Origin of the sequence: Burkholderia sp. BCC1993 (assembly GCF_905339865.1) — a bacterium.
Lineage (GTDB): Bacteria > Pseudomonadota > Gammaproteobacteria > Burkholderiales > Burkholderiaceae > Burkholderia.
Window position 1 is genome coordinate 80,160 of sequence record NZ_CAJPGZ010000015.1, and the last position, 12,500, is coordinate 92,659.

Annotated in this window: 11 protein-coding genes; 7 read left to right on the forward strand and 4 right to left on the reverse strand. The window is 67.7% G+C overall.

Going from position 1 to position 12,500, the window contains the following annotated elements:
• Positions 1-220: 220 nt before the first annotated feature.
• A complete protein-coding gene (locus U4Y91_RS24805) occupies positions 221-1,324 on the forward strand; it encodes an OpgC domain-containing protein (RefSeq protein ID WP_321807290.1) in 1,104 nt (367 codons plus the stop codon).
• A 61-nt stretch (positions 1,325-1,385) separates the two neighbouring features.
• Positions 1,386-2,324 (forward strand): alpha/beta hydrolase, encoded by a 939-nt coding sequence (locus tag U4Y91_RS24810; protein WP_321807291.1) that lies wholly within the window; start codon positions 1,386-1,388, stop codon positions 2,322-2,324.
• Between the two features lie 118 nt (positions 2,325-2,442).
• Here U4Y91_RS24810 and U4Y91_RS24815 read toward each other — a convergent pair whose 3' ends face one another.
• Positions 2,443-3,681: an SfnB family sulfur acquisition oxidoreductase gene (locus U4Y91_RS24815; protein ID WP_321807292.1), complete on the reverse strand. Its 1,239-nt coding sequence runs from the start codon at positions 3,679-3,681 to the stop codon at positions 2,443-2,445.
• A gap of 294 nt (positions 3,682-3,975) precedes the next feature.
• Here U4Y91_RS24815 and U4Y91_RS24820 point away from each other — a divergent pair, with 294 nt between their 5' ends.
• Both U4Y91_RS24820 and U4Y91_RS24825 read left to right on the forward strand, forming a co-directional pair.
• A complete protein-coding gene (locus U4Y91_RS24820) occupies positions 3,976-5,241 on the forward strand; it encodes an acyl-CoA dehydrogenase family protein (protein WP_321807293.1) in 1,266 nt (421 codons plus the stop codon).
• Complete coding sequence (locus tag U4Y91_RS24825; RefSeq protein ID WP_321807294.1) at positions 5,238-6,638, forward strand: LLM class flavin-dependent oxidoreductase; 1,401 nt, start codon at positions 5,238-5,240, stop codon at positions 6,636-6,638. Before U4Y91_RS24820 ends, U4Y91_RS24825 begins: the two co-directional genes overlap by 4 nt.
• A gap of 103 nt (positions 6,639-6,741) precedes the next feature.
• Here U4Y91_RS24825 and U4Y91_RS24830 read toward each other — a convergent pair whose 3' ends face one another.
• Positions 6,742-7,956, reverse strand: a complete 1,215-nt coding sequence (locus tag U4Y91_RS24830) for an FAD-dependent monooxygenase (protein ID WP_321807295.1) — start codon at positions 7,954-7,956, stop codon at positions 6,742-6,744.
• Positions 7,957-8,139: 183 nt separating this feature from the next.
• Between U4Y91_RS24830 and U4Y91_RS24835 the strand changes: the two genes are divergently transcribed.
• The 3 genes from U4Y91_RS24835 (at position 8,140) to U4Y91_RS24845 (ending at position 11,072) form a co-directional block, all read left to right on the forward strand.
• Complete coding sequence (locus U4Y91_RS24835; RefSeq protein ID WP_321807296.1) at positions 8,140-9,084, forward strand: LysR family transcriptional regulator; 945 nt, start codon at positions 8,140-8,142, stop codon at positions 9,082-9,084.
• A gap of 113 nt (positions 9,085-9,197) precedes the next feature.
• Complete coding sequence (locus U4Y91_RS24840) at positions 9,198-9,956, forward strand: SDR family oxidoreductase (protein ID WP_321807297.1); 759 nt, start codon at positions 9,198-9,200, stop codon at positions 9,954-9,956.
• A 138-nt stretch (positions 9,957-10,094) separates the two neighbouring features.
• Complete coding sequence (locus tag U4Y91_RS24845) at positions 10,095-11,072, forward strand: helix-turn-helix domain-containing GNAT family N-acetyltransferase (RefSeq protein WP_321807298.1); 978 nt, start codon at positions 10,095-10,097, stop codon at positions 11,070-11,072.
• A gap of 13 nt (positions 11,073-11,085) precedes the next feature.
• Here U4Y91_RS24845 and U4Y91_RS24850 read toward each other — a convergent pair whose 3' ends face one another.
• Entirely contained in the window at positions 11,086-11,418 is a 333-nt protein-coding gene (locus U4Y91_RS24850; protein WP_321807299.1) for a cupin domain-containing protein, read from the reverse strand.
• 180 nt (positions 11,419-11,598) lie between these two features.
• Complete coding sequence (locus U4Y91_RS24855; RefSeq protein ID WP_321807300.1) at positions 11,599-12,471, reverse strand: NmrA family NAD(P)-binding protein; 873 nt, start codon at positions 12,469-12,471, stop codon at positions 11,599-11,601.
• Positions 12,472-12,500 lie beyond the last annotated feature (29 nt).

Here is a 12,500-nt window from a genome sequence, read left to right on the forward strand (position 1 = left end):
AGCAAAGCGTTGCGCTCGTCCAACTGCCCTGTTCTTCCGATGGCATGACCAGGCTTATCGGCAACGGCCGGCCGGCCCGCCATCCGCGTAAACCCGGACGGCACCGCATCGGTGGCACAATGCGCATCCGTTCGTCATTTCTTCACGAATTCATGCTTCACCCCGATTCATGCGCGGCAGGTGCCGGCCGCGCACGCGGCGCGCGCCGGGAGGCGGCCCGATGACCGCCGCCGCCCGGGCCGGCCGCTACGCCGAGCTCGATTTCTTCCGCGGCCTCGTGCTGCTGGTGATCGTCGTCGACCACATCGGCGGCAGCATCCTGTCGCGCGTGACGCTGCATGCGTACGCGCTGTGCGATGCGGCCGAGGTGTTCGTGTTCCTCGGCGGCTTCGCGACCGCCATCGCGTACAACTCGCTCGCCGAGCGCCACGACGAGGCCGCCGCGCGCCAGCGTTTCATCCGCCGTGCGTTCGAGATCTACCGCGCATTCCTCGTGACGGCCGGCCTGATGCTGCTGATCACCGCCGCGCTGAACGCGTTCTCGATCGACGGCCCGAACATGCCGACCAACGATCTCGACGGCCTGCTCCACAAGCCGCTCGCCGCGCTGCGCGACATCCTGCTGTTCCGCCGCCAGCCGTATCTCGCGTCGGTGCTGCCGATGTATGCGTTCTTCGCGCTGCTCGTCCCGCTCGCGCTGCCGCTCGCGCGCACCCAGCCGTGGCTGATGCTCGCGTTCAGCGGCTCGCTCTGGTACGCGGCGCCGCACGTCGCGCGCTTCTTGCCGACCGTCGAAGGCGCGCCGTGGGACTTCAACCCGTTCGCGTGGCAGTTCCTGTTCGTGCTCGGCGTGATCGCGCGCTGCCAGCCCGTCTACCAGACGCTCGCGCCGAAACCGCAGGGCTGGCTGCTGACGGCCGTGTCGCTCGCGATCGTCGCGGCCGGCGCGTACTACCGGCTGCGCATCGAGCCGTTCCCGACCGATCCGTCGATCAAGCAGAACCTCGGCGTGCTGCGGCTCGCGAACTTCCTCGCGATCGCGTGGCTCGCGGCCAAGCTCGTGCACCTCGGGTGGATGAAGAAGGTCGCGCACGCGATGCCGTGGATCGGCACGATCGGCCGCCAGGGGCTGCTGTGCTTCGTCGCCGGCACCGGCATCTCGCTCGCGGTCGACTCGCTGCTCTACCAGGCGACCGAAGGCTATCTGGACGTGCCGCTCGGCCTGACCGCCGACATCGTTGCAATCGGGCTGCTTTATCTCGTCGCGAAGCTCTATGCGCCGCTGGTGTCGCGGCTGCCGTTCCCGTTCCGTACGCGGCGATGACGTGCCGCGCCGTCACGCGCCGCTGCTACGATAGCGGGCGCCTCTCCTGAAACGCTTCGCCATGCGCCGACTCGCCCTTCCGTTCGCCGCCGCCCTGATCGCCGGCTCCATCGCCACCGCCCACGCCACGCCGGGCGGGCCCGCGGCTGCGCCGGCGACGTCCGCGCCCGCGATCGTCCCGCCCGCAACGGTCGCGCCGGCCACCCAGGAGCCGCCGGTCAATCCGGGCAGCAGCGTCGTGCTGCGCGCGTTCCGGTCGGTGTCGCTGAAGCGCGACTGGTCGTACACGGTCTACCTGCCGCCCGGCTACAACCCGGAAGGCGCGCGCTACCCGGTGCTGTACCTGCTGCACGGCAATGCCGGCAATGCGAACGACTGGATCACTCAGGGCCGGCTGCAGGCCACGGCCGACACGCTGATCGAGCGCCGCGAGATCCCGCCCGTCGTGATCGTGATGCCGCAAGGCGGCACCGACTGGTACGTCGACCGCAAGGAGAAGATGCAGAGCGCGTTCCTGAACGACCTGCTGCCGGAAGTCGAAGCGCACTTCGCGGTGTCGAACCAGCGCGCGGGCCGCGCGATCGGCGGCGTGTCGATGGGCGGCTTCGGCGCGCTGCGTTTCTCGCTGCTCGAACCGGGCCTGTTCTGCGGCGCGATGCTGCTGAGCCCCGCGATCTACGCGAACGAGCCGCCGCTCAATTCCGCCGCGCGCTATGTCGGCGTGTTCGGCGACCGGCAGTTCGACCCGCGCGTGTGGCACGAGCTGAACTATCCGTCCCTGATGCACGGCTATTTCGCGCGCAACTGGCGCGTGCCGATGTTCATCGCGGCCGGCGACGACGACCTGACGATCCAGGCCGAATCGAGCGTGCTGTACACCCACCTGCGCCGCGCGCAGAACCCGGCCGAACTGCGCATCGTCGATGGCGGGCACACGTGGGACGTGTGGCGCGGGGTGCTCGGGTCGGGGTTGAAGTACGCGCTGGAATGCGTGAAGTAATGGAGCCGGCCGACGCGTCAGGCAACCGCACAATGATCACCTGACGCCGCTTCCTGCGCTGCGCCGGTGTCGGCGGCGCAAGGCGCGCGCTGCGCTGTCGCGCTGACTCGCACCCGATTCAATTCCACGCATGCCGCGCCGGCCGCACGCCGTTCAGGTAGTAGTTGCCGACGAGGTGATACTTCCACCGCACCGGATCATGCAGCGTGTGCGTGCGCGCATTGCGCCAGTGCCGGTCGAGATTGTGTTCGGCGAGCGTCGACTGCGTGCCCGCCAGCTCGAACAGCTTCTCGCCCGCGAGCAGCGCGATCTCGGTCGTCAGCACCTTCGCCTCGCCGATCGCGACCGATGCACGCGCGACATCGTCGTCGGTCACCGTGCCGCGCGCGCCGATCTCGTCGAGCGTGCGCGCCGCGCGTTCGAGCAGCGCTTCCGCCGCATGCAGCTGGATATGCAGACGGCCGATCTCGCGGACGATCAACGGATCGTCGGCCGCCCGCTCGACGCCGCTGTCGACCCACGGCCGCGTGCGCGTGCGCACGAACGTCTCCGTATCGGCGATCGCGGCCTTCGCGATGCCGGCATCGATCGCCGCCTGGATGATCTGCGACAGCGGGCCGTTGAGCGTCGGCTCGTCCGACACGCGCTGCGCGTGCAACACATGCGAAGCCGGCACGCGCACGCCGTCCAGCACCACCGTGCCGCTCGCGGTCGTGCGCTGCCCGAAGCCCGACCAGTCGTCGATCACGGTCAGCCCCGGCGTCGGCTGCGGGATGTAGGCGAGCCACGCCTGCTGCGCATCGTCAAGGCCGAGCACCGGCACGTAGTGCGCGAACAGTGCGCCGGTCGAATAGAACTTCGTGCCGTCGACGACATAGTCGTCGCCGTCGCGCCGCACGCGCGTCTTCAGGTCGAGCACGTGCTTCGTGCCCTTCTCCGAAAAGCCGTTGCCGAAGCGCTTGCCGCTCAGGATCTCCGCGAAGAAATGGCGCTTCTGTGCGTCGGTGCCGGTCAGCGCGATCACGTCGACCAGCCCGAAGTGGTTCTGCGGCAACTGCCCGAGCGACGCATCGGCCGCCGCGACGATCTTGATCACCTCGGTGAGCGTCACGTTCGATACGCCCGCGCCGCCATAGGCCTTCGGCACCGTGATTGCCCACAGCCCCGACTGCGAGAACCATTCGATCTCGTCGCGCGGCAGCCGGCGCTCGCGGTCCCGCTCGGCCGCCCCTTCGGCCAGCCGCTGCGCGAGTGCCTGCGCAACCGCGATCGCCTGCGCGTCATCGGCGATCACGCGGGCCACCTGCGGTCTTGCGTCGGCCGGCCGGTCCTGAATCGTCGCGCTCGTATCTGACATCGGGCTCTCCTGTCGAATCACGAAAGCATTCAATCTAGCAGCGCGCTGCAGGCCGGCAAACCGAGCGATTCTCGTAACGATATTCCTTCGGATAACAAACGACATCGCACGGCACGGCATCCGCTTCCGCGCTTCGGCGTCGCAATCGATGCCCGGGCGTCGACGTTTCCCGTCGCCGTTCGGCGTAATGCACAGCGACGATAACGATCTGCGAATCCGTTATTGGAACGCGCGCGCCGTGCTTCCTATACTGGGCTCCCGGTGCAAACGGCCCCGCCCTACGAGGAACCCCGCATGACTTCGTCGCACGCAGATACCGAATTGTCCACCGGCACCGACTACGACGCACTCGCGAGCCGGTTCCGGCCGATCTTCGACCGGATTGCCGCCGGCACGGCCGAGCGCGAACGCCGCCGCGAACTGCCGCACGAAGCGATCGGCTGGCTCAAGGCCGCCGGCTTCGGCGCGATACGGCTGCCGGTGCGTGACGGCGGCGCCGGCGCATCGCTGCCGCAGCTGTTCCGGCTGCTGACCGAACTCGCCGCCGCCGATTCCAATCTGCCGCAAGCGTTGCGCGGCCACTTCGCGTTCGTCGAGGACTGGCTGAACGCGCCGCCCGGGCCGCAGCGTACGACGTGGTTCGATCGTTTCGCGAGCGGCCAGCTCGTCGGCAACGCGTGGTCGGAGGCCGGCGACGTTCCGCTCGGCCAGACGATCACCAAGGTATCGGAGCAGAACGGCCGGCTCGTGTTGAACGGCCGGAAGTTCTATAGCACCGGCAGCCTGTTCGCGGACTGGATCGACGTGTTCGCGCAGCGCGAACAGGACGGCAGCGACGTGATCGTCGCGATCGCCACCGGGCAGCCCGGCGTGATACTCGAAGACGACTGGGACGGCTTCGGCCAGAGAACGACCGGCAGCGGCACGACGCGCTTCGAGAATGCGGCGGTCGACGCCGACCACGTGATCGATTTCGCACGCCGCTTCAAATACCAGACCGCGTTCTACCAGCTGTTCCACGTCGCCACGCTGGCCGGCATCGGCCATGCGATCGTGCGCGACGCGGGCGAGCTCGTGCGCGGCCGCACGCGCGTGTACAGCCACGGCAACGCCGCGCGCGCCGGCGACGATGCGCAGCTCCAGCAGGTGATCGGTGAAATCGCATCGTGGGCCTATGCGGCCGATGCGCTCACGCTGCGCGCCGCGCAGCCGCTGCAGCAGGCATACCTCGCACGCTTCGGCGGCGACGACGAAGCGGAACATGCCGCCAACGTCACCGCCGAAATCGAATCCGCGCAGAGCCAGCTCGTCGTGTCGGAACTCGTGCTGCGCGCGGCGACGCGCCTGTTCGACGCGCTCGGCGCTTCCGCGACGCGCAGCACGACCGCGCTCGACCGTCACTGGCGCAACGCGCGGACGGTGTCGTCGCACAATCCGCTCGTCTACAAGGCGCGGATCGTCGGCGACTGGGTCATCAACGGACGCACGCCGCCGTTCGTCTGGCGCGTCGGCAACGGTGCAGGTGCGGAAGCCGGCACGGAAACGGGAGCCGCGCGATGAGCAAGACCATCCGCTTCAACGCGTTCGAGATGAATTGCGTCGGCCATCAGTCGCCCGGCCTGTGGGCGCATCCGCGCGATCGTTCGTGGCAGTACAAGGATCTCGACTACTGGACCGATCTCGCCCGCGTGCTCGAACGCGGGATCTTCGACGCGATCTTCATCGCGGACGTGATCGGCTATTACGACGTCTACCAGGGCAGCAACTACCATGCGCTGCACCAGGCCGCGCAGATCCCCGTCAACGATCCGCTGCAGCTCGCCGCGCCGATCGCGATGGCGACCGAGCATCTCGGTATCGGCATCACCGCGTCGACGACGTTCGAGCATCCGTACACGTTCGCGCGCCGGCTGTCGACCGCCGACCATCACACGAAGGGCCGGCTCGCGTGGAATATCGTCACGTCTTATCTGGAAAGCGGCGCGAAGAATGTCGGCGACAACGGACTGCGCACCCATGACGACCGCTATGCGGTCGCGGCCGAATACGTCGAGGTGCTGTACAAGCTGTTCGAAGGCAGCTGGGAAGACGGCGCGGTCGTGCGCGATCGCGACGGCCGCGTGTTCACGCATCCGGAGAAGGTGCACGAGATCGGCCACAAGGGGCGCTTCTTCGACGTGCCCGGCTATCACCTGTGCGAGCCGTCGCCGCAGCGCACGCCGGTACTGTTCCAGGCCGGCGCGTCCGGCCCCGGCAAGGCGTTCGCCGCGCAGCACGCCGAATGCGTGTTCGTCGCCGCGCCGACCCGCCCGCAACTTGCGCGCTATGTCGCCGACGTGCGCGCGCAGGCCGCCGCCGCGGGCCGCGACCCGCACGACGTGCTGATCTACAACCTCGTCACGGTGATCGTCGACGAGACCGACGAGAAGGCGCAGGCCAAGTTCGACGAGTACCGCCGCTATGTGTCGTACGACGGCTCGCTGGTGTTCATGTCCGGCTGGACCGGCATCGATTTCGGCCAGTACGCGCCGACCGATCCCGTCCGGCGCGTCGAGACGAACGCGATCGTGTCGGCCGTCGAGCATCTGGCCGGCGGAGACACCGCGTGGACGATCGAGGAACTGGCCGCGTGGGGCGGCATCGGCGGGATGGGGCCCGTGTTCGTCGGCTCCGCGCAGACCGTCGCGGACATCCTGCAGGAATGGGTCGCCGCGACCGACGTCGACGGCTTCAATCTCGCGTATGCCGTTGCGCACGAAACCTTCGAGGACATCGTGCGCTACCTCGTGCCGGAGTTGCAGCGGCGCGGCGTCTATCCGACCGAATACGCGCCGGGCACGCTGCGCGAGAAGCTGTTCGGTGCGTCGGCGCGGCTGCCGGACGCCCATCCGGCCGCGCGGTTTCGCGACATCGAACAGGTCAAGCGCGAGGCGCAACAGGTGGCCGACTACGCGTGACGGCCAGCCGGGCTGGCCAGCATGCCCGACGAACGGCCGCGCGCCCGGGCGGATTCGACTGGTCGCCCGACGCGCTGCCGCCGATCGCGCCGCACCCTGCCGCTCACAGCCACGTCCCGCCCTGCCGCTCGTTCGGTTCATCGGCGAGCGCGTCGAAATCGTGAATCCAGTCCAGGTGATGCAGCACGCTGTCACGCTCGCCGAGACGCGCGTTGCGCGCCTGCGCGGCCGGCCCGTCGGGCAGATGCAGCACGTCGGCCGCGGAGATCGACGCGTACTGCACCTTGCGCGTGCGGCCGCGCCGCAGCCGCTCGTACGCTTCCTGCGCCTCGCGCCAGTTGCCGCGCCCGGCCTTCGCCAGTTGCGCGGCCAGCACCATCGCGTCCTCGATCGACTGGTTCGCGCCCTGCCCGTGATGCGGCACCAGCGCATGCGCGGCGTCGCCGATCAGCGTCACGCGCCCGCGGCTCCAGCGGCCGAGCGGCGGCCGGTGGAACAGCCCCCAGCGCTGGCTGATCGGCACCGCGGTGATCATCTGCACCACCGCCGGATGCCAGTCCTTGAACAGGCGCAACTGCTCGCCCTCTTGCGCCGGCATGACCCAATCGCGCGACGGCCACGGCGACGGATGACGCTCGACCAGCAGGAAGTTCTGGTCGCCGTTGTCGCCGATCGGATAGTGCAGCAGATGGCCGTGCGGCCCGACCCAGAACTGAATGGACTCGGGATCGGGCAACAGGTCCATCCGCTCGGCCGGCACCACGCCGCGAAAGCCCGAGCACCCCGAATACAGCACGTCGTCGTAGCCGAGCATCCAGCGCCGCGTGATCGAACGCGCGCCGTCCGCGCCGATCACGAGATCGGCGTCGACGCGTGCGCCGTTGGCGAAGCTCAGCGTGACGCGATCCGGATGCTGCGCGAGATCGACGAGCCGATGGCCGAGATGAATCTGCCCGACACCGACCGCCTTCGACAGGATCGCCTGCAGGTCCGCGCGATGCACGCCCCAGTACGAGCCGCCGAACTGCCGGCGATAGTCGGGTTCGCCGCGATGATGGCCGATCACCGCGCCGCTGCGCCCGTCGCGATAGACGAGGCCGGGAATCTCCGCGCACACCGCGTCGAAAGCCGGCCGTAATCCCATCCGTTCGTAGAAGCGCGTCGCGTTGGCCGACAGCGCGACGGCCGCCCCCACCTCGCGCAGCACGTCGGTCTGCTCGTACAGTTGTGCGTCGATGCCCTGCTCGCGCAATGCAAGCGCCAGCGTCAGGCCGCCGATGCCGGCCCCGACGATCGCGATCCTCAGATTCGTCTGCATGATGAACGTGTCTCCGATATTCAGATAGTGAGTGGTCGAGGCCGCGGCGCGCGCGACCTGCCTGGCGCGCCAGTCGAATGCGAGCGCCGTATCGGTATTTTCAGCAGCGCCCCTTCATCCCACAATAAAATGCAGGGAATCTGCTTCATCACTGATCGGAATGATCCGACACAACCCGGAACCATGGAACTGAGCGAGATCGACCTCAATCTGTTGCTGCTGTTTCAGCGACTGATGCAGGAGCGGCGCGTGTCGAGCGTCGCCGAGCAGATGAACATGAGCCAGCCGGGCGTCAGCAACGCGCTCGCGAAGCTGCGCCGCCGGCTCGGCGATCCGCTGTTCGTGCGCGGCCCGGGCGGCGTGGTGCCGACGCCGTTCGCGCTGCGCCTGGCCGAACCGGTTGCGCACGCGCTGTCGACGCTGCATGCCGCGCTCAACCCCGAGACCGGTTTCGATCCGCTGCGCGCGTCGCGCACGATGACGATCGGGATGACCGATATCGGCGAAGTCGTGTTCCTGCCCGCGCTGCTCGAACACCTGTCGCGCACGGCACCGGGCATCGCGCTCAATACGGTGCGCAACACGAGCGTCAACCTCGCCGACGAGATGGCCGACGGCCGCGTCGATCTCGCGATCGGCCTGCTGCCGCAGTTGCAGGGCGGGTTCTATCAGCGCCGGCTGTTCGATCAGCGCTACGTGTGCCTGTTCCGGCGCGGGCATCCTCTCGAGGACGCGCCGCTGACCGTCGACGCATGGCGGGCGGCCGAGCATCTCGTCGTGGTGTCGGCCGGCACCGGTCACGGCCAGGTGGACGAATGGCTGAAGCGGCGCCGCGTGAAGCGCCGCGTGCGGCTGACGGTGCCGCATTTCATGAGCGTCGGCTATATCCTGCAGCGCACCGACCTGATCGCGACCGTGCCGGAACACCTGGCGCTGCAGCTCGCCGCGCCGTTTTCGCTCGGCTGGCGCGCGTTGCCGGTCACGCTGCCGGGCGCGCCGATTCACATGCTGTGGCATGCGCGTGTGAATCAGGATGAAGGCAACCGGTGGCTCCGCGATGTCGTGGTCAGCCTGTTCGCGCAAGCCGGAACGCGCGAACGGAAGGCCGCGCCGGCGCGCAAGGCATAGCCGCTCGCGTCGCGAAATCCGGTGTGCGCGGTAGGATGTCGCTTCGACCGGCGCGGCGAGTCCATCGCGCGCCCGCCGCCGCTTTCCTCACCCAACCCGCAGGAAATCAAGCCATGTCTGTCTCGAAGAAGTTCGCCGCCGTCACGGGCGCCGGATCCGGCATCGGTCGTGCCGCGGCAATCGCGCTCGCGAACGCCGGATTTGCCGTCGCGCTGATCGGACGCAAGGAAGCCTCGCTGCGTGAAACGAAAGAGGCGATCGTCGCCGACGGTGGCGACGCACACGCGTTTCCGGCCGACGTCACCGACGAAGCGTCGGTGGAACACGCGTTCGCGCAGATCGCGCAGCGGTTCGGGCGGCTGGACGTCCTCTTCAACAATGCCGGGCGCAACGCGCCGGCCGTGCCGCTCGACGAACACGCGTTCGGCGTGTGGAACGACGTCGTCGCGACGAACCTGACGGGCGTCTTTCTGTGTGCGCGGGCCGCGTGGCGCCTGATGAAGGCGCAAACGCCGCAGGGCGGCCGGATCATCAACAACGGCTCGATCTCCGCCTATACGCCGCGCCCGAACACGATCGCGTACACGGCCACCAAGCATGCGGTAGCCGGCATCACCAAGTCGCTCGCGCTCGACGGCCGCGCGTACGGCATCGCCTGCAGCCAGATCGACATCGGCAACGCGGCGACGTCGCTGACGGATCGCATGACGGAAGGCGTGCTGCAGGCCGACGGACGCATGGCGCCCGAGGCGCGGATGGACGTCACGCATGTCGCGAATGCGGTCGTTCAGATGGCGAATCTTCCGCTGGATACGAACATCCTGAACATGACGATCATGGCGACCGCGATGCCGTTCGTCGGACGGGGATAAAGCCCGGCGCCGCGCCGTTTCTGCTGCGCCGGGCCGCGATGCCGGGCACGCCGCCCGGCCACCCGGCTTCGCTCGTCCTTGACAAGTTGCGCATCGCAACTAATATTACTTGCGACACGCAACTTTCCCGGGCTCGGCATGGACCTCATCGATATTCCGTCGAAGACGCGCGAAGCGACGATCCTCGAACTTCGGGACTTCTCGCGCAAACTGGTTCGCGAACTGGGTTTCATGCGGGCGACATTGGCCGACAGCGATCTGGCGCCGTCTGCCGTTCACGCCGTTCTCGAGATAGGCATGGCGCCTGGCATCAGCGCAAAGGATCTGGGCAGCATTCTGCGTCTGGATAAATCAAACACGAGCAGGCAGCTTTCCCGGCTCGAAACGGCCGGCTTCGTGACGCGCCGCGTCTCGCCCGACGATGCGCGTGCGACGCAGCTGTACCTGACTGCCGACGGGCAAAAACTGCGCAAGAAGATCGACCAGTTTGCGACGCGTCAGGTGTCGAATGCGTTGCGCCGGATGGTTCCGGCGGACCAGCAAACCCTCGTCCGCTCCCTCGCGCTTTATAGCGATGCGCTCGCGCAAGACAATGCCACCGACACGCGCACGCCTAAAGCGGACACCACGCAGATCGTCGACGGCTACCAGCCCGGCTGTATCGGCGACATAGCAAGCCTTCACGCGCGGTTCTATTCGGAACACTGGGGGTTCGGCGCTTTCTTCGAGAAAAAGGTGGCGACCGAACTCGCGGAATTTGCCGGCACCCTGCCGGCCGAAGGCAAGGCTCTGTGGCTCTATGCCGAACACGGCCGCGCACTCGCCTCGGTCGCGATAGACGGGAATAAAGCCACGGGAATCGCACATTTGCGATGGTTCATCGTCGACGATGCATTGCGTGGCTTCGGGATCGGACGGGAACTGATGACACGCGCCATGCATTTCGTCGACGCGCAGCAGTTCGACGAGACCTACCTGTGGACGTTCAAGGGGCTGGATTCGGCACGTCACTTGTATGAATCGTTCGGCTTTACGCTGACCAGCGAATCGGAGGGCGCGCAATGGGGAACCAACGTCGTCGAGCAGCGCTTCAGCCGGCGCAGGTCAAGCAAATGAGCCTCCGCGCGTTTCAACGTTCGTGATAGATCGCGAGCCAGACCGACCGTTCTTCAGGATGCGTCCACGCGACACGATGCCGGCAATGCGGTTCGATCAGCACGTAGTCGCCGGGGCGCATGTCGTGCAGCGTCGCGTCCGCTTCGAACTCGAGCACTGCGGCACCTGACAGCAGCACGACCCATTCGGTGCGCGGATCGTCGTACCAGAACCCGTCGGGACTCGTGTGCCCCATCGACACGATGCGCTCGACGTTCAGGCGCGGCCCTGCGACGAGTATGTCGACCCGTTCGTCGCCGCCGCGCGTTCCTTCGACACTGAACAGGTTGCCGGTTTGAAGTTGCATGATTCGACCTCGGGTCGGCCTTCGACGGAAGGCGGATGACGCCCACTGTAGCGCGGCGGGCGTCGTTGCGGCGAACTTGTTTTGCCGGCCACGAACCGGCCGGGAACGCGCTGACAGCGCCCGATCGACCCGCTTCGCAACATGCCGCGACGTTGCCCGGCCAACCCGGTCATCGCGCTGTCACAGGCTCAGGATCTCCGCTGCAACGCGCTCGAACGGCACCCGCCCTTTTCGAACCACGGCCGTATCGTCGCTCGCGAATGAAATATGGCCGCTGTTCAACCCGCGATTCAGTTCGATGAAGCCATCGATCGCGGCTGCGGAAAACGCGTTCTTCGCGAGCGCCTCCGCCCATGCGGACGGGTCCAGCGCCATCGGCCGCACCGATCGATTCAGCAAGCGAGCAAAGACGGCCGCGATGTCGTCAGGCGAATACGCAACCGGTCCCGCCAGACCGATCGTCCTGATACCGCTCCAGTCTTCCCGCAGGAGATCCGCTGCGACACGACCGATATCCTCGGTCGCGACCATCGGGATGGCGCGCTCGAGCGGCGCGAGCAGGCTCGGCAGGATGCCGTGCGTGCGGACCGGATCGACCACGCGCGCCCAGTTCTCCATGAAATAGGCGGCGCGGACGAACGTGACCGGAATCCCGAGTTCGGTCAAGCGTCGTTCGGCCGTCGCATTGGTCCTGATCACGCCGGTGCCGTCCGGCCGGTCCGCGCCGACCGACGACAGCAGGACCAGCTTGGGCAGCCCCGCCGCACGAACCGCTTCGGCCACGGCGCGCGCGGTCATCTCCGCATGTTCGAACAGATTCTCCAGCGCATAGTTGGGCGGCTTCACCAGATAGGCGCCGCGCGCACCGGCAAAGGCGCGCGTCAATGCGGCGGGATCCGTCAGGTCCGCGACTGCGACCTCCGCCCCCTGTGCGATCCACCGTGCGGCCTTCGCGCGGTCGCGCACGACCACGCGAACCGGCTCCCCTTCATCGATGAGCGCCTGGGCCGCGACAGCCCCGGTGCGCCCGGTCACACCCGTGACGACGTACATGCAATCTCCCGAAATCCGCTCCACCGGTT